This window comes from Pseudomonas sp. Hp2, assembly GCF_006386585.1.
GTDB lineage: Bacteria > Pseudomonadota > Gammaproteobacteria > Xanthomonadales > Xanthomonadaceae > Pseudomonas_S > Pseudomonas_S boreopolis.
In genome coordinates this window covers 383,566-404,006 of the sequence record NZ_VAHJ01000001.1, presented here as the reverse complement: position 1 = coordinate 404,006, position 20,441 = coordinate 383,566, and the positions used below count along the sequence as shown (strand labels likewise).

16 protein-coding genes are annotated in these 20,441 nt (G+C 66.5%); 5 read left to right on the top strand and 11 right to left on the bottom strand.

Features of this window, described 5'->3' with window-relative positions; translation table 11 throughout:
* Window positions 1-30 precede the first annotated feature (30 nt).
* Both FD678_RS01685 and FD678_RS01680 read right to left on the bottom strand, forming a co-directional pair.
* Window positions 31-3,120, bottom strand: a complete 3,090-nt coding sequence (locus tag FD678_RS01685; RefSeq protein ID WP_140718868.1) for a TonB-dependent receptor — start codon at window positions 3,118-3,120, stop codon at window positions 31-33.
* A 542-nt stretch (window positions 3,121-3,662) separates the two neighbouring features.
* Window positions 3,663-6,650, bottom strand: coding sequence for a TonB-dependent receptor plug domain-containing protein (locus FD678_RS01680; RefSeq protein WP_140718867.1), 2,988 nt, complete (start codon window positions 6,648-6,650; stop codon window positions 3,663-3,665).
* A 110-nt stretch (window positions 6,651-6,760) separates the two neighbouring features.
* On the opposite strand from FD678_RS01680, the gene apbC reads away from it, so the two are divergent.
* Together apbC and dcd are read left to right on the top strand one after the other, a co-directional pair.
* Window positions 6,761-7,729, top strand: coding sequence for an iron-sulfur cluster carrier protein ApbC (apbC, locus tag FD678_RS01675; RefSeq protein WP_218569428.1), 969 nt, complete (start codon window positions 6,761-6,763; stop codon window positions 7,727-7,729).
* An 85-nt stretch (window positions 7,730-7,814) separates the two neighbouring features.
* A complete protein-coding gene (dcd, locus tag FD678_RS01670; RefSeq protein WP_140718865.1) occupies window positions 7,815-8,390 on the top strand; it encodes a dCTP deaminase in 576 nt (191 codons plus the stop codon).
* Window positions 8,391-8,405: 15 nt separating this feature from the next.
* Here the strand turns inward: dcd and FD678_RS01665 are convergent, their stop codons facing one another.
* From FD678_RS01665 to FD678_RS01650, 4 genes are all read right to left on the bottom strand, one after another.
* Window positions 8,406-8,591, bottom strand: a complete 186-nt coding sequence (locus FD678_RS01665) for a LiaI-LiaF-like domain-containing protein (protein WP_140718864.1) — start codon at window positions 8,589-8,591, stop codon at window positions 8,406-8,408.
* A gap of 119 nt (window positions 8,592-8,710) precedes the next feature.
* Window positions 8,711-8,878: a LiaI-LiaF-like domain-containing protein gene (locus FD678_RS01660; RefSeq protein WP_140718863.1), complete on the bottom strand. Its 168-nt coding sequence runs from the start codon at window positions 8,876-8,878 to the stop codon at window positions 8,711-8,713.
* A gap of 25 nt (window positions 8,879-8,903) precedes the next feature.
* The gene (locus FD678_RS01655) at window positions 8,904-9,311 is read right to left on the bottom strand and encodes an HIT family protein (RefSeq protein ID WP_140718862.1); all 408 of its coding nucleotides are present in this window, start codon (window positions 9,309-9,311) and stop codon (window positions 8,904-8,906) included.
* Window positions 9,308-9,967: a dienelactone hydrolase family protein gene (locus FD678_RS01650; RefSeq protein ID WP_140718861.1), complete on the bottom strand. Its 660-nt coding sequence runs from the start codon at window positions 9,965-9,967 to the stop codon at window positions 9,308-9,310. Before FD678_RS01650 ends, FD678_RS01655 begins: the two co-directional genes overlap by 4 nt.
* Before the next feature lie 201 nt (window positions 9,968-10,168).
* Here FD678_RS01650 and rimO point away from each other — a divergent pair, with 201 nt between their 5' ends.
* Window positions 10,169-11,545 carry a 30S ribosomal protein S12 methylthiotransferase RimO gene (gene rimO / locus FD678_RS01645; RefSeq protein WP_140718860.1) on the top strand — a complete coding sequence of 459 codons (1,377 nt, stop codon included), beginning with the start codon at window positions 10,169-10,171 and terminating at the stop codon, window positions 11,543-11,545.
* Between the two features lie 81 nt (window positions 11,546-11,626).
* Here rimO and greB read toward each other — a convergent pair whose 3' ends face one another.
* Window positions 11,627-12,130, bottom strand: coding sequence for a transcription elongation factor GreB (gene greB / locus FD678_RS01640; protein WP_140718859.1), 504 nt, complete (start codon window positions 12,128-12,130; stop codon window positions 11,627-11,629).
* Between the two features lie 109 nt (window positions 12,131-12,239).
* Here greB and FD678_RS01635 point away from each other — a divergent pair, with 109 nt between their 5' ends.
* On the top strand, window positions 12,240-13,694 hold the full coding sequence (locus FD678_RS01635) for a rhomboid family intramembrane serine protease (RefSeq protein WP_140718858.1): 1,455 nt from the start codon (window positions 12,240-12,242) through the stop codon (window positions 13,692-13,694).
* Window positions 13,695-13,719: 25 nt separating this feature from the next.
* Here the strand turns inward: FD678_RS01635 and FD678_RS01630 are convergent, their stop codons facing one another.
* Window positions 13,720-15,015: a tetratricopeptide repeat protein gene (locus FD678_RS01630; protein WP_140718857.1), complete on the bottom strand. Its 1,296-nt coding sequence runs from the start codon at window positions 15,013-15,015 to the stop codon at window positions 13,720-13,722.
* A gap of 226 nt (window positions 15,016-15,241) precedes the next feature.
* A complete protein-coding gene (locus FD678_RS01625) occupies window positions 15,242-16,750 on the bottom strand; it encodes a helicase HerA-like domain-containing protein (protein ID WP_140718856.1) in 1,509 nt (502 codons plus the stop codon).
* Between the two features lie 179 nt (window positions 16,751-16,929).
* On the opposite strand from FD678_RS01625, the gene FD678_RS01620 reads away from it, so the two are divergent.
* Window positions 16,930-18,444, top strand: coding sequence for a transglycosylase SLT domain-containing protein (locus FD678_RS01620; protein ID WP_218569427.1), 1,515 nt, complete (start codon window positions 16,930-16,932; stop codon window positions 18,442-18,444).
* Window positions 18,445-18,657: 213 nt separating this feature from the next.
* On the opposite strand, the gene asd is transcribed toward FD678_RS01620, so the two are convergent.
* Both asd and FD678_RS01605 read right to left on the bottom strand, forming a co-directional pair.
* Window positions 18,658-19,503 (bottom strand): archaetidylserine decarboxylase, encoded by an 846-nt coding sequence (gene asd, locus FD678_RS01615; protein WP_140718854.1) that lies wholly within the window; start codon window positions 19,501-19,503, stop codon window positions 18,658-18,660.
* A 226-nt stretch (window positions 19,504-19,729) separates the two neighbouring features.
* The gene (locus FD678_RS01605) at window positions 19,730-20,380 is read right to left on the bottom strand and encodes an SCO family protein (protein WP_140718853.1); all 651 of its coding nucleotides are present in this window, start codon (window positions 20,378-20,380) and stop codon (window positions 19,730-19,732) included.
* Window positions 20,381-20,441 lie beyond the last annotated feature (61 nt).

The window sequence follows — 20,441 nt, the reverse complement described above, 5'->3', positions numbered from 1 at the left end:
GGTGTCGCGGTTAACAAGATGCCTTCTGGCTTACCAATCGTACTGAATCTGGAAGCGCACATAGCGCGGCGTGCTGAAGTACTTGGGCGCGCCGTAGCTGTGATAGATGCGAGTGGCAGCGGCATTGGGATAGCCGAAGTTCGCTTCGTACACCTGGGTTTCCACGATCTTGTTGAACAGGTTGAAAACGCTCAGCTGGGCGCTCAGGCCCGGCAGCCAACTCGGACGATAGGTGACATTCGGGCTGACAGTGATCAGCCACGGAGTCCGGCCGGCGGAACCGAGCTTGCTGGGTAGATCGTCGCTGGCACGGTTGGGGCCAGTGACGATATCGCCGTAGTCGCAGACGTGGAACACGCCGGTATAACCGTACTGCGTGTCGTAGCTGCCGGTGCCGCCGCCGAGGCAGGTCTTGGGCGATCCGGATTGGGCCAGGATGTTCAGCCCCATCTCCCACTCTTCCGTGAACTTGTAGCCCCCGTAAAGCTTGATGCTGTGGCGGTGATCGTTGAACAGTTCGCCGTCGGCCCCGTACATCAACTCCTTGAAGTCGAAGTCCGAGGTGGTGCCCGTGTCGTCCTGCCCGTTGGTGCTCTTGATCAGGCCTTCATAGTTGCCGTTGAGCTTGGACCACGTGTAGGAAGCGCTGACATACCACTTGTCCGTATTCTTGTCGGCGCTCAAGGTGACGGCCTTGTAGTAGCGCTTGGCCTTGGGGCCCAGTTCGTTCGCCGGCACGTTGATGTTGTCGGCGGTGCCGTCACCATCCACATCCAGGGTCACATTCAGGTCACGGCCCGGATTGTACAGGTAGCAGCCGGGCAGGCCGGAAGGAATGGCCCAGGGGCTATCCCAGTTGGACAGGTCGTAGCCAGCGGCCTCGGCGGCGTTGTAGATCGCGCGGCTGTCGCAAGTGTCGTCGATCGCATCGTTCACGCGCCGATACGTGGCCTTGATGCCCAAGGTCCAGCCATCGAAGAACGAGTTGTTCGAGGAGATCAGTTGCTGATATCCGAGAATCGCTTCGTCCGCCGTGTAGGGCTTCAAGCCACGCGAAGCGACGGCACGCGGATCGGGAGTGCTTCCGTCTTCGCCGTTGACGATCTGGTCGTACGCGCCATCCGCGTAGGAGCCGGTAGGCGTGGGAACCTTGGAGACGGGATCCAGCGTGCCGTCGTAGGTGTACAGATAGTCGGTATAGAACGATGCCGAAGCCGCCCTGAGCGCGACGTTTGCCGCGATCGGGAGAGAGTACCGGCCGACCGATCCATACAGCTTGCTTGTGCCATCGCCGAGCATATCCCAGGTGAAGCCGACGCGGGGCTGCCAGATGTTATCTTGCTTGACGAAGGTGGCGCCGCTGCCGTTCTTGTTCTCGAAGTTGTCGTTGCGAATGCCGAGATACAGCATGAAGTTGTCGGTGATGTTCCAGTTGTCCTCCAGATACCAGGACTTCTGGTCGATCTTGATCGAGCCGCCCGTCATGTAGCGTACGTGCTCGTAGACATTCGCATTCGGATCGCCGAGTTCGCCGCCGTCGACATCGTCGCCGGTGCCCAGGATGTAGTAGATCGACTGGGCATCGCCCTGCTTGGATTTCCACTGTTCGTCGCTATAGCCGAACGAAACCTTGTGGTCGCCGAGCTGCCACTCGAAGTCGATGCGGCCGGCATCGCGCTGGTTGATGCCGTCGGCGATCGGGGTCGTGGAGATGGTGGAGCAACCGATGATGCTGCCGTAGGTGGGGCTGGCCGGGTTCTGGTCCAGGACATAGGGACAGGTCGGGCCGTTGCCGAACACGTTGCCGTCGTACTTGTTGGCGACGCCGGCGGCATTGACGCTGTAGTATTCGTTCTTGTTGTGCATCTCACCGTACTGCAACGCCATGGTGAGATTGTCCGTCAGGTAGCTGGTCCACTTGAATATGCCGGTGTGCCCGCCATTCTTCTGCACTTCGGTATTCGAATAGCCAGTCTTGGTCGGCTTGGCGTTGCCGTCGATGCTGCTGTAGGCAGCTGTATAGTTCGTGTACTCGGTACGGCGATTGTTGGTGAACCCGGTGAATTCCAGGTGATTGTTGTCGTTCAGGTACCAGTCGAGCTTGAGCAGCGTATACGGCATTTTCGAGCTGGAGTCGTATGCCGTGGTGCTGCGCGTGGTCGACATCGGCGCCGGATAGTTCGCGTATCCGTTGGTGCGCGTGCTATAGGAAGTGTTGTCGTTGTCGGTCAATGAGGCCAGCGCGAACACGAACAGCTTGTCGGGAATCAGCGGGCCCCCGGCCCAGATGCTGTAGACGGATGATTCGGACTCGTTGTTCTTGTAGGAGCGGAATACGCTGCCGTCATCCAGGCGAACATTGTCGGGTTGTTCGCGCAGGGAGTCCGGGGCATAGGTCCAGCTTGCTCCTCCCTTCCATTCATTTGTTCCGCGCTTGACGTTGATGCTGGTGACACCGCCGGTGGAGAAGCCGTAGCGAGCCCCGTATCCGCCGGTCTGGACGTCCAGCTGATCGATCGCCTGGTACGGTACTTCGGTGAACGACAGGCTGTCGTAAAGGTTGGTGACGTTGAAGCCATTGATGTAGTAGCTGTTCTCGGCCGCCGACGCGCCACCGAAGGAAGCGTTGCTGAAGTATCCGCTGCTCGAGGTCGTGCCGGGGGTAAGGAGCGAAACGCTGGTGACGTCGCGCGCCACGGGCAGGGTGTTCAGTTGCTCGGCGGTAAACGTGGTACGGGTTTCCACGCTGTTCAGGTCGATGGCATTGGGGCCCGAGCCGCGGACCACGATGGTGTCAAGGCTCGTGGCGTCCGCGAAGGACGCTGTAGTCGCCTGGCCGGCTACCACGGTCACCGTCGTGGTTTTTCCGTCTATGGAAACCTCGTACTGGCCTGTGGGGAGCGAAGGAACCCGGAACTTGCCATCGGCGCCCACGGTGACTTCACGTGCGATGCCCGACGATAGAGAACGAACTTGCACCTTGCTGCCGGCCTGGCCGGAGGTGCTGCCTATGATGTCGCCCGAAGTGCTCTGCGCAAGTGCAGCGCCTTGGGCCAAGCACGTGCCGAGTACGATAGCCAAAGCTGTCCGCTTCAGCAGACGGCGGTTTGCGTTGCTCATTCCTTTAAACCCCGTGAGAACGAATGGATGGATTTCGGTCGACCGTACTGGGTCCGGATTCGACCTTAACCGGACCGTAACGATAGTTTGGTAGAGGATGCAACAGTTAGAGATATTTCAGCATTGAATGTGCTGAATTCGTCTTCTTATATGCGGATTTCGGCATATTCTTGCGGCTGCGGACATCATTCTGCGCAGGTTCATCTCTAGTGGGGCGGGACCTGACCGGTCCGGAGATTCTGGATGAATGAAGCGCCATGGAGCAGGCGGATGTCTGATGCGCTTCCGGCGGTCAATCGTTTCTGCGCCAACCGGGTACGAGATCGAGCATTCCGGATGAGAGCTCGCGCGTATAGATCGGCCACAGAAGCGGACGACGGCTAGCGAACCGTGTTTTTTTCGACTTTCATCACAAACTTGGCCTCTGACGAATGTGCAGCGGCTGAAATGCACCGTTCGGTCGAGATCCAACTGGTAATGGCATAGAAAAAAGCCCCGCCTTTTCGGCGGGGCTTTCCAGGCGTTTCCGATCGATGCCGCGATCAGAACTTGACGGTCGTCCCGAGATAGAAGAACCGGCCGATGTTGTCGTAATAGGCCGAGCCCACATCCGCTCCGAAGTAATTGCGGGGCGGATCCTTGTCGAAGGCGTTATCGATGCCCAGGTACACATCGATCTTGGAGCCCGGGAAGGTGTAGCCGAACTGGAAGTTGTGGTAGGTGTAAGAGCCGTTCTTGATGGGGGCTGCCGACCCTGGATTGCTGTTGTAGCTCTCCGGCGTAACCCGCAGGTTGCCATCGACATAGTTCATGTCCCAGGAAACGCGCCATTCGTTGCGTTGGTACTTCGCCTGGATCTGGGCTCGCCAGCGAGGATCGGTGACGTAGGTGACGTATTCGTCATACTCGCTCGGGAAATCCTGGAAGGGCCATTCGCGCGACTGGATAAGACGTGTCCCGACCAGGCGCAGGACGGTGCTTCCGCCGGCCAGGTTGAAGCGATAGTCCATTTCGACATCCACGCCGACTCGCTTGCGCCTGGCAAGATTTTCATTGAGTGCCTGCCAGCCGATGATGCTGTGTTCCGGATAGATGCGGCCCTGGGCGTCGGTGTATCCCCCCAGCGGCGCTCGCTGCACCATGCCGCAGAACGAATTGTTGATGCCGCCGGGGTTGTCGACGCACCTCGTGGCGAGTGTCTCCGCCGACACGGCGCCAATGACATCGCGCAGGTCTATGCGCCAATAGTCGACCGATACCCCGAAACCTTCCAGGAACTCAGGTTGCCAGATCAAGCCATAGGAAAAGCTGCGGGAGCGCTCTGGCTTCAGATCCGGGTTGCCGCCGCTAACGCCGGGCCGGCTCGACGAGAAGGTATCGATCCAGCCGACAGGAATGCCCAGGGCGCTGCAGTTCGCCTGGCGCAATGCCACGTCGGCCGCCGTGCTCGGCCGATTGACGTTCGTGGACAGGTAGTTGCAGGGGTCGGCGATGGTGGCGAAGTTCTGGCTTTGCGGATTGTAGAGTTCGCCAATGCTTGGCGCGCGCACCGCCCTGGCCAAGGTCGCACGAGCACGCAGCGACGACAGGATTGTCCAGTTCAGGCCGATATTCCATGCCTTGGTGCTGCCTACGCTGCTGTAGTCGGAGTAACGCCCGGCGACGTCAAAAGCCAGGTATTCGATGCCGGGGATGCCGGACAGCACGGGAACTGAAGTCTCGGCGAAGACTTCCTTGACGTTGTATTCGCCCATGCGGCTCGGGATGGCGTTGAGGAAGGTGGCACCGGTGGCGGCGAGTGGATCGGTGATCTCCTCGCTTTGTTCCTTGCGATACTCGATGCCGGCAGCCACGCCGACGTCTCCGGCCGGAAGTGTGAACAGGCTACTGTTGGCCACCGATGCGCTGAAGACCGTCTGCTTCAGCTTGGACCGGTTCAGCGAGTCCACGTTGAACCAATCGGCGGCCTCCCGGGAGACGGCGCCGTTGCCGAAAATGCTGAACGGCACGCAGCCTTCGCGGGCCAAGGCCGAATACACGCGACCGGTGTGGGGGTTTACCGCGTTCGGATCGAGCGTCGTGCGGCAGACGATGTTGCCGTTGGCGTCCACGGCGGCGTCCATGCCGGCCTGCCAGCGCTCGTTGATACGGTTATTGAGGTTGAGCCGGCGGATCTTGGTTTCGCCGTAATTGATCGACACGTCGTAAGTCCAGGCGTCGAACAAGTTACCCTCGCTGCCGAGGACCGCGCGATAGGTCTTGCGATCGATCTTCTCGCCACGGCGTCCCGCATCGACATTGAATCGATTGAGTATGAGCTGCGACATGCCGTTGGCGTCCAAGAGCGCGCCAAGTTCGGGGCTGATGTAGGGATTCTGCCGCCGAATGCGTAGCGAAGTGTCGAAAGCCGGTTGGCCGTAGAACTCGGAATCGGTTTCGCTGTACTTGCCTTCGAAGTACAGGCGATGGTTCTGGTTGAGGTCGAAGTCGAGCAGCGTGTTGACGCTCTTGCGCTCGAATCCGGGCTGCAGATCGGCAACTGCGTTCAGGTCGGTGAAATCGCAGTCCACGCACGACGTGTTGCTGACGACGACACCGTCATAGCGATTGCGCTGGAACGTGCCGTCCTCGTTGAAGATGTAGCGATTGCCATAGGTCGCCGGATTACGGAAGTTGAACGTGCCTATGTCGAATGTGCCGCCGTAGGACGTCGAGTGATTGCCGCCTGGGCGGCTCAGCACCGTCTGGGGATTGCTTTGGCTGGGAGGCTTGGTCGGGTCGTAGCCGGGATTGGGGACGCTGACGAGATACTCGCGGCCGATCCTGCGGTTGCCGCGGCCAAAACGGTCCTGCTTGCTGTACTCCACCGCGATGGCCGCGTTGCCCCGACCATCCGCGAATTCGGAACCGGCCGAAACGCTGGCGAACGAACGATTGTAATTACCCTCGTCGGCGATGCCCGTCTGAGCACGCGCTTCTATGCCATCAATGGACTTCTTCAGGATGAAGTTGACGACGCCTGCCACGGCATCGGCACCGTAGACCGCAGACGCGCCGCCGGTGATGACTTCCACGCGATCGATCCATTCCACCGGGATCGTATTGACGTCCACGGCCGTGGAGCCTGGGCTGGAGCCTACATGCCGGCGACCATTGACCAGGACCAGGGTACGGCTGACGCCCATGCCGCGGAGATCGAGTTGCCCCAGTCCCGCCGTTCCGATGAAGCGGGTGGAGTTGCCGAGGCTGTAGGTCGGAGTGAGTGCGGGCAGGCGGGTCATCAGGTCGCTGATGGTGGTTGCGCCTGTCGCGCGGATCTCTTCGGCACTGATCGAGGTAACCGGGGTGGGCGTGGCGAAGCCGGTACGTGCGATGCGCGAGCCGGTTACGGTGATCCGATCCAAGTTAGTGGCGTCGGATGCGGCCTGGGCTGATTCGTTTTGCGCGGCTGCTTGGGTTGCCGGAAGCAGCAACACGGCGACCAGGGCGGAACTCAGGCGATTGCGGCGTGCGTTAAGCATTTCGGGCATGTAGGAGCTTCCTTTGCTGACTCGGTGCATGAATGGATCTTTAACTGGCGTGAGCTCCGAAATTAACGTTGTCTTAATTTGTTGTCAACGAATGACAAATATGTCTTTGCATGGCACATTCTGGACCTGCCCTCTTAATCGGCGGTCACGGTGTCCGGTGGACTAGAATTGCCGCATTCGCGCCAGGCTTGGCGATGGCTGCTTCCACGGTGAATGAATTGAGTTCGGCAAGTCCCTTGGCGCTTATTCCCGCCCATCGGCCGCAAGGCGGCCTGTCCCCCCATCCCCGCATCCGCAATGTCATTGCCGTCGGTTCCGGCAAGGGCGGGGTGGGGAAATCCACCACGGCCATCAATCTGGCGCTTGCCCTGCACCAACTTGGTGCAAAGGTCGGGGTGCTCGATGCGGACATCTACGGACCCAGCGTGCCGGCGATGCTGGGGCTGAGCGGGCGTCCGGAAAGCCCCGACAACAAGTCGATCGAGCCGTTGCGGGCGTTCGGGGTCGAGGCGATGTCGATCGGGCTGCTGATCGACCCGGACACGCCGATGATCTGGCGCGGGCCGATGGCGACCTCGGCGCTGACCCAGTTGTTCAACGACACGCTGTGGGGCGACCTGGACTACCTGCTGGTCGACCTGCCGCCGGGCACCGGCGACATCCAGTTGACCCTGTCGCAGAAGATCCCGGTGGCCGGCGCGGTCATCGTCACCACGCCGCAGGACATCGCGACGCTGGATGCGCGCAAGGCGCTGAAGATGTTCGAGAAGGTCGAGGTCGCCGTGCTCGGCATCGTCGAGAACATGGCGGTGCACGTGTGCTCGAACTGCGGGCACGAGGAACACTTGTTCGGCGAAGGCGGCGGCCAGCGCATGGCCGGGCAGTACGGGGTGCCGCTGCTGGGTTCGTTGCCGCTTGACATCGGCATCCGCGAGCGCGGCGACGAAGGGCGGCCGATCGTGGTGGCCGACCCCGGGTCGGCGGCGGCCAAGGCGTACCTGGCGGCGGCGGAACGGTTGGCCGAGGAGCTGGGCAAGCGGCCCCGCGCGGCGATCCCGATCGTGTCCTCGCTGGCCTGAGCCCGTTCGCGGAGGGCGGCCGAAGTCGCTCCCCCGGGGCACTCATGGGTAGAATTGCCGACCCCCACGGGCATCAGGATTCCGCATGAGCATCAAGAGCGACCGTTGGATCAGGCGCATGGCCGAACAGCACGGCATGATCGAGCCGTTCGAGCCGGGCCAGATCAAGCAGGACGCCGCCGGGCAGCGCATCGTCAGCTACGGCACGTCCAGCTACGGCTACGACGTGCGCTGCTCGCGCGAATTCAAGGTCTTCACCAACATCAACTCGACGATCGTCGACCCGAAGCAGTTCGACCCGAAGAGCTTCGTCGACGTGATCGGCGACGAGTGCATCATCCCGCCGAACAGCTTCGCGCTGGCGCGCACGGTGGAGTACTTCCGCATCCCGCGCGACGTGCTGGTGGTATGCCTCGGCAAGAGCACCTACGCGCGCTGCGGCATCATCGTCAACGTCACGCCGCTGGAGCCGGAGTGGGAAGGCCACGTGACGCTGGAGTTCAGCAACACCACGCCGCTGCCGGCGCGCATCTACGCCAACGAGGGCGTGGCGCAGATGCTGTTCTTCCAGTCCGATGCCGACGACGTCTGCGAGACCTCGTACCGGGACCGCGGCGGCAAGTACCAGGGCCAGACCGGGGTCACGCTGCCGCGGACCTGAGTCGCGGCCGGCGGATCAGGCGCCGGCGCTCTTCCCGTCGAAGCGGCGCGTCAACTGGCCGATCCCGGCCAGGATCAGCAGGGCCGGCCACCAGGTGGCGACCAGGTGGCGGGCGTCGAGGTCGGCCAGGCCGAGGTTGTCGAGCAGGAACAGGGTGCCCAGGCAGATCAGGACCAGGGCGGGGATCAGGCGGCGAGGCATGGCGGGCGTCCTTGTTGGCGTGGCGCCATGCTGCGTCCGGGCCGGCGCCGGATCAGGTGCCGGAAGTCAGCTCTTCCGGGTGCCGGTGGTCAGCCCCCTGCCACTGCGGGGCCGCCGAGCTACTTGCCCTTGCCGAACAGCATGCCGATGCCGACCGCCACCAGGATCGCCGGCCACCAGGTGGTGATCAGCTTGCCGATGCTCAGGTTGGTCCAGCCGAGGTTGTTGGCCAGGAACAGCAGGCCGACCACGATCAGGATCAGGGCGGCGACGATGTTCGATCTCATGCAGGTGACGGTCCGGAAGGGCCGCCTATCGTAGCCGCTGTGCCCATGCGCTGGCACGCTCGGCCAGCGCCTCGGGAACGAAGCGCTGGGCGGGGCCGCTGCCCCAGACCGGCCCCGGCCAGGCGGGGTCGCCTTCGCGGCGGCCCACCAAGTGCACGTGCAGTTGCCGCACGATGTTGCCGAGCGCGCCGATGTTGAGCTTGCCGACGCCTGGCTCCGCGCGCAGCAGGTGCGAGAGCTGGTTGATCTCGGCCAGCAACAGGCGCTGCTGGCCGCCGTCCAGGTCGATCCACTCGCTGGCGCCTGCGACGCGGGGCACCAGGACCAGCCAGGGGAAGCGCATGTCGTCCATCAGCCGGACCTGCGACAGCGGGCCGTCGGCGACGAACGCGCTGTCGGCGGCCAGGCGCGCATCGAGCTGGAAACCGCTCATGCCAGGTGCTCGGCGAAGAAGTGCAGTGTCCGTTCGCGTGCGAGGCGGGCACTCTCCGGCTCGTGGGCGTGGCCGCCGTCGCGGTTGAAGGCGTGGTCGGCCGGATAGGTGAAGACTTCCATCTGCGGCAGCTTGTCGCGATGCCGCTGCACCGCTTCCGGCGGAATGCTCTTGTCCTTCTCGCCGAAGTGGAACATCACCGGCGCCTTCGGGGTTTCGTCGAGGAACTGCGTGTTGCGGGCGCCGTAGTAGCTCACCGAGGGCAGGCCCAGGCGGATGGCCGCCAGCAGCGCGATGGTGCCGCCCCAGCAATAGCCCACCGTGCCCACGGGACCGGCGGGAGCCAGCGCCATCGCCGCGGCCTTCACCACGTCGACCGCCTTGTCGAAGCCGATCTGGCCGACCAGTTCCAGCCCGCGCTTGACGCCTTCGTTGTCGTACGGCAGTTGCAGGTCCTTCTCGACCAGGTCGAAGAAGGACGGCGCCAGCACTTCGTAGCCTTGCGCGGCGAAGTCCTCGGCGACCCGGCGGATGTGATCGGTGGTGCCGAAGATCTCCTGGATCACGACCAGGCCGCCGCGCGGCGCTGCGGCGGGCGTGGCATGCCAGGCCGAGACCTGGCCATGGGGCGTGTCGAGGGTGGTCCAGTGGGCCATGAGCGTTCTCCTGACGGGGGAAACGGGGATTATCGCGCCGTGGGATGTCGCGGGAGTGTTTCCGGCCGTCGTCCATCGTCCCGGCGACGGTTGCGTGCGAGCCCGGACTGCGCGGCATTCAGGCCGGCCTGCGGCGGCCGGCTATAATCCGCCGGCTCAGGCCCCAGGCCGCATCCCACCCAGGCCCCCCCCTCGTTTCCCATGTCCTTGTCGAACCCCAAAGTCGGCTTCGTCAGCCTTGGCTGCCCGAAGGCGCTAGTCGATTCCGAACGCATCCTCACCCAGCTGCGGGTCGAGGGCTACGACATCGTGCCGTCCTACGATGCCGCCGACGTGGTGGTGGTCAACACCTGCGGTTTCATCGACTCGGCCGTGGCCGAATCGCTCGACGCGATCGGCGAGGCGATGAACGAGAACGGCAAGGTGATCGTCACCGGCTGCCTGGGCAAGCGCAGCGAACTGATCCGGGAGCAGTACCCGGACGTGCTGGCGGTGTCCGGCCCGCAGGACTACGACAGCGTGATGCAGGCCGTGCATGCCGCGCTGCCGCCGCGGCACGATCCGTTCGTGGACCTGGTGCCGGACTACGGCGTCAAGCTGACCCCGCGCCACTACGCCTACCTGAAGATCTCCGAGGGCTGCAACCATCGCTGCAGCTTCTGCATCATCCCGTCGATGCGCGGCGACCTGGTGTCGCGGCCGGTCGACGAAGTGCTGCGCGAGGCCGAGCGGCTGGTGCGCGGCGGCGTGCGCGAGCTGCTGGTGGTGTCGCAGGACACCTCTGCCTATGGCGTGGACCGCAAGTACGCGCCGGGTACCTGGCAGGGCCGCGAGTACGCCACGCGGATGAAGGCGCTGTGCGAGGGCCTGTCCGAACTGGATGCCTGGACCCGCCTGCACTACGTGTACCCGTACCCGCACGTGGACGACGTGGTGCCGCTGATGGCCGAAGGAAAGATCCTGCCGTACCTGGACATCCCGTTCCAGCACGCCAGCCCGCGCATCCTCAAGCTGATGAAGCGCCCGGGCGCGGTCGACAAGACTCTGGAGCGCGTGCTGCGCTGGCGCGAGCTGTGCCCGGACATCACGGTGCGTTCGACCTTCATCGTCGGTTTCCCGGGCGAGACCGAGGCCGAGTTCGAGGCGCTGCTGGATTTCCTCGACGCGGCCCAGCTCGACCGCGTCGGCGCGTTCGCCTATTCGCCTGTGGAAGGCGCGGCGGCCAACGACCTGCCCGACCCGGTGCCGGAGCCGGTGAAGCAGGAACGCCTGGCGCGCTTCATGGAAAAGCAGGCGGCGATCTCCGCGGCCAAGCTGGAAGCCAAGATCGGCAGCGTGCAGCAGTGCCTGGTCGATGCGATCGAGGACGGCATCGCGGTGGCGCGTTCGAAGGCGGACGCGCCGGAGATCGATGGCCTGGTGCACATCCAGAACGCCGGGGAGGCGAAGCTGCGGGTCGGCCAGTTCGTCCAGGTGGAGATCACCGACAGCGACGAGCATGATCTGTTCGGCGAAGCCTTGCCGGCGCAGAACGCGGGCTTGGGCGGGCCTCTCGCGCTGGACCTGCGGGTCGTCTGAACGCCGCTGTGGGAGGGACTCCGGTCCCGACATGCTCTACCGGTAGAGCCTCGCCGGGACCGGAGCCCCCCCCACAATCGTTCAGTCCGCGTATTCCACCGCCAGCACCGCGAAGCGATGCCGGCCGCCCGGCAGCTGGACCTCGAACTCGTCGTCGATGCGCTTCTTCAGCAGCGCGCGCGCCAGCGGCGAGTCGATGCTGATCCAGCCGCGGGCCGCATCGGTCTCGTCCGGACCGACGATCCGGTAGCGCACGACCTCGCCGCTGTCGGCGTCCTCCAGCTCCACCGTCGCGCCGAAGAACACCGCCTCCGGATCGGACGGCACGGTGTCCACCACGCGCAGGCTTTCCAGGCGTTTGCTCAGGTAGCGCACGCGCCGGTCGATCTCGCCGAGCTGCTTCTTGCGATAGGTGTACTCAGCATTCTCGGAGCGGTCGCCTTCGGCCGCCGCCGCGGCCAGGGCCTTGACCACCTCAGGCCGCCGCACCCGCCACAGCTCGTCCAGCTCCGCCTTCAGCCGCGCGTGGCCTCCGGGGGTGATCAGGGCGGTGCTTTTCTCTGCGGGGGGACGCCAGCGGCTCATGCTTTGCGGGAGGGGGCCAGGTACGGGCGCACGATGCTAGCGCCTGCCGGCTTGCGTGTCCCGCGGCGATCGCCGAAGCTGCGCGGCCATCGATACATGGAGTGTCGCGATGTTCATCCTGCCCCTGCACAAGCCGCTGGACCGGGAGACCTTCCCGTGGATTACGATGCTGCTGGTGCTGGCGAACGCGCTGGTGTTCTTCGGCCTGCAAGCGGGGGACGATGCGGCGTTCGCGCGGGCACGGGCGTACTACCTCGAATCCGGCCTGGGCCGCTACGAACTGCCGGCCTACGAGCGCTACCTGCAGCGGGCCGGGCGCGGCGACGCACTGGCGGAGTTGCGCCGGCAGCCGGAGCCGCTGCGGTTCGCCTACGTGGCGGCCGGCACGGTCAACGATCCGGCGTTCCAGCGCGCCCTGGCCACGGGAGGCCTGTTCGAGGACGCGGGCCAGGAGTCGGCCTGGGAGCCGTTGCGCCGGCGCTACGACGCATTGCTCGGCGAGGTGTTCACGCTGCGCCACAACCTGCGCAGTTCGGAATGGTCGCCCTGGCGCATGGTGGCCGCGGCGTTCCTGCATGGCGGGGTGATGCACCTGGTCGGCAACATGTTGTTCCTGGTCGCGCTGGGCCTGCTGCTGGAAGGCGCGATCGGCCCGCTGCGGCTGCTGGCGGTGTACGTGCTGGGTGCGTTCGGCGCGAGTGCGGCGAGCCTGCTGTGGCGCTGGGGGCAGCCGGGCGGCGGGCTGGGCGCGTCGGGCGCGATCGCGGCCCTGATGGGAGCGTTCTGCGTGGTGTGGGGGCGGCGCCCGGTGCGCTTCTTCTACTGGTTCGGCGTGGTGTTCGACTACGCGCGCGCACCGGCGATCGTGCTGCTGCCGCTATGGTTGGGATGGGAGCTGTACAACCTGCTTTTCGGCGGCGAGAAGGGCATCGGCTTCGATGCGCATGCCGGTGGCCTGGTGACCGGGGCGTTGCTGGGCGGCGTGCTGGTGCTGACGCGGCAGACCCGGCCGGACTTCATGCACGACGCCGGCGAAGCCGGAACCGGCGACGATCGCTGGGAACGCGCGCAGCGGCACCTGGGCAGGATGGAGAACCTCGAGGCCGAGCGCTTGCTGGCCGACCTGGCCGCCGAGCAGCCGCAGCGCTTCGACGTTGCGCTGGCGCGCTGCCGGGTGGCGCGCAATGCGGGCCAGCGCAGCGCATTGCGCGATCGCGCATTGGAACTGCTGGCATTGACGGCGACGGACGCGGAGCAGGCCCGGGCGCAGCGCGCCATCCTGCAGGAGCTGCCGCCGGGAGCGTTGCCCGCCCGGCAGTTGCTGTCGCTGGCGCGCCGCTGGAGCGAGCTGGGCTTGCTCGCCGAAGCGGAAGCGCTGCTGCAGTCCGCCGGCCAGGCGGATGCGTCGCGCGAATGGGTGGCGCAGGCGTGGCTGTCGCTGGCGATGCGCCATGCCGAGCAGAACGCGCCGGAGGGGCAGCGGCGCATCCTGGGCCTGGTGGTCGAACGCTATGCCGACCAGCCGCAGGCGGCGAAGGCGCGCTTCCTGCTCGACAACCTGTAGCCGCCGGGCCGGGGCGGCGGGGGCGTCATGGGCGTGCCGCCGCGATATCCGTCCCCGACAGCGCCTTCAGCGCCGCCAGCAGCTTGCGTCGCTGTTCCTCGTCCTCGCTGGCCGCCAGCCCTTGCTGCAGCAGCGCGCGGGCATCGTCGTCGCGGCCGAAGCGCTCGACCAGCAGCATCGCGGCATCCAGCGACCATTGCGGCGCCTGCGGCGAGCGTGGCCAGGTCTTCAGCATCGCCGAGAGGATGTCGCTGGCGAGCTGGTACTGGCCGGCCAAGCGCGCGCGCTCGGCCAGCAGCGCCGCCTGGGCGTCCTGCGCCGGGACGAAATCCGGTTGTTGGTCGAGCATCTCCCGCATCAGCGCGAGCGCGCGCCGTTCCTGGCGCTCGTCGACCAGGCGCGAGACGTAATGGCGGGCGTGTTCGCGCAGTTCGTCCCGGCGCGCGCCCTGCCGGAGCAAGCGATGGTAGAGCTCGTGCACCGGCAGGCCCACGGCGCGGCTGCGCACGGCGGCGCGCAGCGTCTCCAGCGCGGCTTCGGGGTGGCCGTCGCGGACCTGCCCCTCGGCCTCGTCGAGCAGGGGCCGGTCCGGGTCATGCCGGTCCGGTGCGTCCAGCGCGTCGGGCTCGAAGCCCAGCACCTCGTGGTACTGGTAGACCAGGTAGCCCATCAGGTGGAAGGTGGCGAACAGGCCCCAGATCGAGACCACGGTGATCGCCAGGTCGTCCAAGACCGGGGGCAGGTAGCGGTGCAGCCAGCGGTTGGCGGTGAAGGCGCTGCCCTGGATCACGAACAGCAGGCCGAATGCGGCCAGGTAGGGCCAGCCGATGCGCGTGGCCAGGCCCAGCGATACCGCCGGATTGAGCGCCCTGCGCAACGAGCCGTCCAGCGCCAGCGAGATCACGCATCCCGGCTGCAGCAGCGCGGCAAGCAGCAACGCCACCCCGGTCAGGGCAGGGCTGCGGGTGAGCAGCGCCACGGCCGCCACCGCGGCGACCATCAGGATCATCAGCAGGATCAGCCGCAGCACCGTTCCGTCGCCGACGTCGAAGCCGTGCTGGGGCGACTCCAGGTGCCCGTTGGCGGTGTGGCGCAGGATCTCGAAGGCGTACTTGTAGATCGCCAGCCAGGTGACGATGGCGATGATCCAGCCCACGCCCGGCAATATCCCCAGCAGGCTGCACAGGGTCAACGCGACCAGCGTCCATAGCGCCGAGCCCTGCAGCGGATACAAGGCGATGGCGCGGGTGCGGGTCCAGAACGGTGCGGGTGCGGCGCTGTGGCTGGACCGTGCCCGCGTCCGGTAACGACGGTCTTCCATGACATTCCCCTGAGTGTCGATGGCGGATTTTGGTGGGAACGGCAGCGGCGGTGCAATCGGGTCGGTGGCATGGCCTGCCGTGGCGCCCGAGGCTCCCGCGGGCGCATTCGTGCGCTGCCCGCGCGGGGGGATTCCGCTCCCGCGCGATATGCCGATGTTCGAGTGGCCGTGCCCGGGTTCCTTTCCCCACCCGGCATGCGGGAGGGCCGGGTGGAGCGACGGCGCGCTAGCGCTTGCCCCCGAAAATGCCGCCGAGGATGCCGCGCACGATCTGCTGGCCGAGCTTGCTGCCGACCGTGCGGGTGGTCTGCTTGGCCATGGTTTCCAGCAGGCCCTGGCGGCGCTTGGTGCCGAACACCACGTCCTTGACCGCCTGGCCCCAGTCGTTGCCGGCTTGCGCCTCGTCCTGCTCGCGGGTGCGGGCGGGCGGGGCGCCAGCCTTGGCGGATTGCTCGCCGGCGCGCTTGGCCAGCATCTCGGCGGCCGATTCGCGGTTGACCGCGGTGTCGTACTTGCCGCCGACCGGGCTGGTGGCGCGGACCTGGGCGCGCTCGGCGTCGGTGATGGCGCCCATCCGGCAGCGCGGCGGGGCGACCAGGGTCTGCTGCACCGGCATCGGCACGCCCTTGTCCTGCAGCGTGGACACGAGCGCTTCGCCGGTGCCCAGGCTGGAGATGGTCGTGGCGACGTCCAGCTTGGGGTTGGCGACGAAGGTCTCCGCGGCGGTCTTCACCGCCTTCTGGTCGCGCGGCGTGTAGGCGCGCAGCGCGTGCTGCACGCGGTTGCCGAGCTGGCCGAGTATGTTGTCCGGCACGTCGTCGGGGAACTGCGAGCAGAAGTACACGCCCACGCCCTTGGAGCGGATCAGTCGCACCACCTGTTCGATGCGCTGCACCAGCGCCGGCGGCGCGTCGTCGAACAGCAGGTGGGCCTCGTCGAACACGAACACCAGCTTGGGCTTGTCCAGGTCGCCGACCTCGGGCAGCCGCTCGAACAGCTCCGACAGCAGCCACAGCAGGAAGGTCGAGTACAGGCGCGGCTTGAGGATCAGCTGCGCGGCGGCGAGGATGCCGATCACGCCGCGGCCGTCCGGGGCCGTGCGCATGATGTCGGCCAGGTCCAGCGCCGGTTCGCCGAAGAAGCCCTCGCCGCCGTCCTGCGACAGCCGCAGCAGCGCGCGCTGGATCGCCGAGACCGACTGCGCGCCGATCAGGCCGTACTCGGTGGAGACTTCCTTGCGTTCCTCGACCACCAGGTTGAGCAGGGCGCGCAGGTCGTCCAGGTCGAGCAGGAGCAGGCCGCGGTCGTCGGCGAGCTTGAACACGATGTCGAGCACGCCGGCCTGGGTGTCGTTGAGTTCCAGGATGCGCGCCAGCAGGGTCGGGCCCATCTCGCTGACGGTGGTGCGCACCGGATGGCCGAGCTGGCCGTACAGGTCCCAGAACACCACCGGGCTGGCGCCGGGCGCGTAGTCGGCCACGCCGATGTCCTTCGCGCGCTGCAGCAGCTTGTCGTTGCCATCGCCGGGCGTGGCCAGGCCGGCCACGTCGCCCTTCACGTCGGCCATGAACACCGGCACGCCGATCCGCGAGAAACCTTCGGCCAGGGTCATCAGGGTGACGGTCTTGCCGGTGCCGGTGGCGCCGGCCACCAGGCCATGGCGGTTGCCGAAGCGGGGATTCAGGACGACCTGGATGTCGTCGGTGATGCCTTTGCCGAGCAGGATCGGGTCCATGGCGGTCTGCGGATGGGAGGTGACCGGATTCTAACGGCGGACTGTCCTCCCGGCGCCAGTCGCCTTGCTCCGGCGCACGGCCGGCGGCTACCCTGCGGGCCTTTCCGTCGCGCCCGCCCACGATGCCGCTTTCCCGATTCGCGCCGCCCCTCCGGTCGACCCTGGCCGTCGCCCTCCTGATGTCGTTGTTGCCCGCCGCGCACGCGGCCTCGCGCGAGGAGAAGATCGCCGCGCTCGATCAGCGCATGGCCGCGGCCGAGAAGCGCTACCGCGACGGCATGGTGCTGGTGAACAACTCCGACCCGAGGGGGCAGGCGGAGACCGACGCCGCGCTGGAGGACATGGAGGACGTCATCGATGCCTGCCTCAAGCTGCGCGGCTGCCAGGTCAACACGATGCTGGCCGGCTACAAGCGCCTGCTGAAGGCCAACGTCGATGCCGAGGCGGCGGCCAGCGACGAGGAGGGCGACGAGTTGCTCGAGGCCGATCCGGACCACATCGGCCCGCTCGCCGCGGACGTGCCCGAGGCGGCGCGCGCCGCCGACCTGCTCAACGACCACCGCCATGCCTTCGACGACATGGTCCAGTACAACGCCGCGGTGCAGGCCGGCATCCGGCGCTGGCTGACCGACCTGCGGCCGGCGCTGCTGACCAGCTACGAGAACTACGAGAACCTGCGCGCGATCATGTGGCCGGAATGGCAGAAGCGCGGCCTGCCCGAAGCGCTGCTGTTCGGCATCATGGCCAAGGAGTCCAACGGCCGCGTGCACGCCAGCTCGCGCGCCGGCGCGGCCGGGTTGATGCAGTTCATGCCGGCGACCGCGGCGCGCTTCGGCCTGGGGCCGGACGGCACCGGCTTCGATACCCGCTTCGATGCGCGCAGCGCCGCCGAGGCCAGTGCGAGCTACATCAACGAGCGCCTGGCCGAACTCAACCGCAGCGTCGAGCTGGCGCTGGCCGCCTACAACGGCGGCGAGGGCCGCGCGGCGCGCGTGTTCGCCCAGACGGGCGGGCGCAACTTCTGGGACCAGTCGGTTTACGAGCAGTTCCCGGCCGAGACCAAGGACTACGTGCCGATGGTGATCGCCGCCGCATGGATCTTCCTGCATCCGCGCCAGTACGGGGTGGAATTCCCCAAGATCAACGCGCAGCCGGCCACGCTGCGGCTGGCCAAGTCGACCACGATCTACGAGTTGACCATCTGCCTGGGCAGCGCCGGTACCCGCGACGGCTACATGCGCGTGCTGCGCAACCTCAACCCGCGCTACGAGGCGGACGGCTGGATCCCGGCGGGCACGCTGATCAATGCCAACACGCGCATCGTCGGGCTGTACAACAGGTACTGCGTGAGCGGCCCGCGCGCCGACCTGGCGCGGACCCTGATCACCGCCGACCTGAACGCGGCGATCGTGCGCCCCGCGCCGAACAGCTATACCGGCAGCGTCGCGGTGGGCGATGCCTCCCCGATCGCCGCCGGCGTGCCGACCACGGTGGCCACCGGTCGGCCGGAGCCGGCCAAGCCGAAAGCGAAGCTGGCGCGCAGCTACAAGGTCGCCAAGGGCGACACGCTGGGCCGCGTCGCGCAGAAGTACCAGTGCGAGCTGAAGGAGCTTGCCCGCGCCAACGGGCTCAAGGCGCCGGCCTATGCGATCAAGCCGGGGCAGACGATCAAGCTGCAGGGCTGCGACAAGTAGGCCGCGGGCAAGTAGTGCCCCTCTCTTCCGCGCCGCTGGCGTGGGTGGGAAATGGGGTGGAGCGGGCCGAGGGTACGGGGGCGACGCCCCCAGCCTTGTTTAAATCCCATGAGGCTTCGCCCGAACCCCCATCCGCCCCCGCGGGCCCTTCTCCCGAGGGGAGAAGGGGGCACCGGACAACACGCCTTCATCCCTGGAGGGATAAGGAAAAACTCAGTCCCGCCGTGCCAGCGCCTGCCCGAGCTTCACCGGACTCTCCGCCTGCAACCCCGGGGCGAACGCGGCCACCCCGGGCGGCAACAGCACGATCACCGTGGAGCCGTAGTTGAACCGCGCCATCTCGGCGAACCGCTCCAGCACGATGCCCTTGCCGCGCCAGTCCTTGCGGGTGATGCGGTCGCCATAGGCGGGGATTTCCACGCCGCTCCACACGGTTTCCACCCCGGACACCAGCAGCGCGCCGACCATTACCTGCACCATCGGCCCGAAGTCGGTGTCGAAGTGGCAGACCAGTCGCTCGTTGCGGGCGAACAGCCTCGGCACGTTGCGCACCGCGTCCGGGCCGACGCTGAACAGGCGGCCGGGCACATGCACGGTCTCGCGCAGCGTGCCGGTCCACGGCATGTGCACGCGGTGGTAGTCGCGCGGTGACAGGTAGACGGTGGCGAACAGGCCGTCGTTGAACGGCGTGGCGGCGGCCTCGTCGCCGAGCAGTTCGGCGGCGGTGAAGGATTGCCCCTTGGCCTGGAAGATGCGGCCGGCCTGGATCGGGCCGAGCTGGCTGATGCGGCCGTCGGCCGGCATCAGCAGGGTGCGCGGGTCCGGGTCGGCCTGGCGCGCGCCGGGTTTCAGCGGACGGGTGAAGAACGCATTGAAGCTGGGATAGGCGCGGGCATCGGGCTCGGCGGCCTCGGCGAGGTTGACACCGAACTTGGCCACTACGGTGTCGATCAGGCGCTGCTTGATCGCGGGATGGGTCGAATACGCCAGCCGGCGCGCCAGCGACGACAGCAGGCGGTGCGGCAGGGCGTAGGTCAGGGTGGTAATGGAGCGTGTCATGCGCTTTTTCATGAGATGCGTTGGTCGTCAGCGGTGCGGAGCGTGTGTTGCGTGGGGCAGCCTTGGCTGGCCGCCAAGGCGAGCCGCGCGGCGCTGGCTCCGTGCCGCTGACGACCAACCCTCCGGGAAGTCCCTTGGGACGCGCCGATCCTGCGTTGCGCGCCTTGGCTCGCCGCGCCCCAAGGGGCTTCGCGCTCATGAAAGAGTGCATGACACGCTTTACAACTCAAGGGGCGGTTTCCTGGGTCAGCTTGGTGAAGTCGGCGGCGATCGCCTGCGGGTCGAGCGGGGGGCGGATCAGGCCGGCGAGGCGGCCTTCCGGGTCGAGCACGGCGATGCCGGCCGAATGGTCCATGCTGTAGTCGTTCGGGTTCTCGTCGAAGTGCTTGCCCGGCACCTTCTGGAACACGAAGCCGAGCGCGGTGGCGAAGCGCTCCAGCGAGGGCGTGTCGGCGGTGGCGGCGAGGGTGTCCTTGTGGAAGGCATGGGCGTACTCGCCCAGCCTCGCCGGCGGGTCGCGGTCGGGGTCGACCGAGACGAAGAGCACGCGCGGGCGCAGCGAGTCGGGGATCGATTCCCACTGCTTCTGCGCGATCGCCAGGTCGGCCAGCGTGGTCGGGCACACGTCCGGGCAGAACGTGAAGCCGAGGAACACCAGCGTCCAATGGCCCTTGAGCTCGCCCGGGACCAGCTGGGTGCCGTCGGACTGGCGCAGGCTGAAGTCGGGCAGGGTGCGCGGCTGCGGGTAGAAGGTCACGGTGCGGGTGTCCGGCCACGGCGCGGGCTTGCCGCCGCCCAGCAGCTTCTGTCCGAGCAGCAGGCCCAGCCCGGCGGCCAGCGCCACCACCAGCACGATCAAGGTATTCCGGTTGAACATGGACGTTTCCGATGCAACAGACGCTCAATCATACCGGCGGGAACCCTATAATCGGGGGCCG

Bases quoted from the DNA above. Each gene is read 5' to 3' on its own strand.
- FD678_RS01620 (WP_218569427.1), top strand. From the start codon at position 16,930: ATGTCGTTGTTGCCCGCCGCGCACGCGGCCTCGCGCGAGGAGAAGATC.
- FD678_RS01650 (WP_140718861.1), bottom strand. From the start codon at position 9,967: ATGGCCCACTGGACCACCCTCGACACGCCCCATGGCCAGGTCTCGGCC.
- apbC (WP_218569428.1), top strand. From the start codon at position 6,761: ATGGCACATTCTGGACCTGCCCTCTTAATCGGCGGTCACGGTGTCCGG.
- FD678_RS01635 (WP_140718858.1), top strand. From the start codon at position 12,240: ATGTTCATCCTGCCCCTGCACAAGCCGCTGGACCGGGAGACCTTCCCG.
- rimO (WP_140718860.1), top strand. From the start codon at position 10,169: ATGTCCTTGTCGAACCCCAAAGTCGGCTTCGTCAGCCTTGGCTGCCCG.
- FD678_RS01625 (WP_140718856.1), bottom strand. From the start codon at position 16,750: ATGGACCCGATCCTGCTCGGCAAAGGCATCACCGACGACATCCAGGTC.
- asd (WP_140718854.1), bottom strand. From the start codon at position 19,503: ATGACACGCTCCATTACCACCCTGACCTACGCCCTGCCGCACCGCCTG.
- FD678_RS01685 (WP_140718868.1), bottom strand. From the start codon at position 3,120: ATGAGCAACGCAAACCGCCGTCTGCTGAAGCGGACAGCTTTGGCTATC.
- FD678_RS01605 (WP_140718853.1), bottom strand. From the start codon at position 20,380: ATGTTCAACCGGAATACCTTGATCGTGCTGGTGGTGGCGCTGGCCGCC.
- FD678_RS01680 (WP_140718867.1), bottom strand. From the start codon at position 6,650: ATGCCCGAAATGCTTAACGCACGCCGCAATCGCCTGAGTTCCGCCCTG.
- dcd (WP_140718865.1), top strand. From the start codon at position 7,815: ATGAGCATCAAGAGCGACCGTTGGATCAGGCGCATGGCCGAACAGCAC.
- FD678_RS01655 (WP_140718862.1), bottom strand. From the start codon at position 9,311: ATGAGCGGTTTCCAGCTCGATGCGCGCCTGGCCGCCGACAGCGCGTTC.
- FD678_RS01665 (WP_140718864.1), bottom strand. From the start codon at position 8,591: ATGCCTCGCCGCCTGATCCCCGCCCTGGTCCTGATCTGCCTGGGCACC.
- greB (WP_140718859.1), bottom strand. From the start codon at position 12,130: ATGAGCCGCTGGCGTCCCCCCGCAGAGAAAAGCACCGCCCTGATCACC.
- FD678_RS01630 (WP_140718857.1), bottom strand. From the start codon at position 15,015: ATGGAAGACCGTCGTTACCGGACGCGGGCACGGTCCAGCCACAGCGCC.
- FD678_RS01660 (WP_140718863.1), bottom strand. From the start codon at position 8,878: ATGAGATCGAACATCGTCGCCGCCCTGATCCTGATCGTGGTCGGCCTG.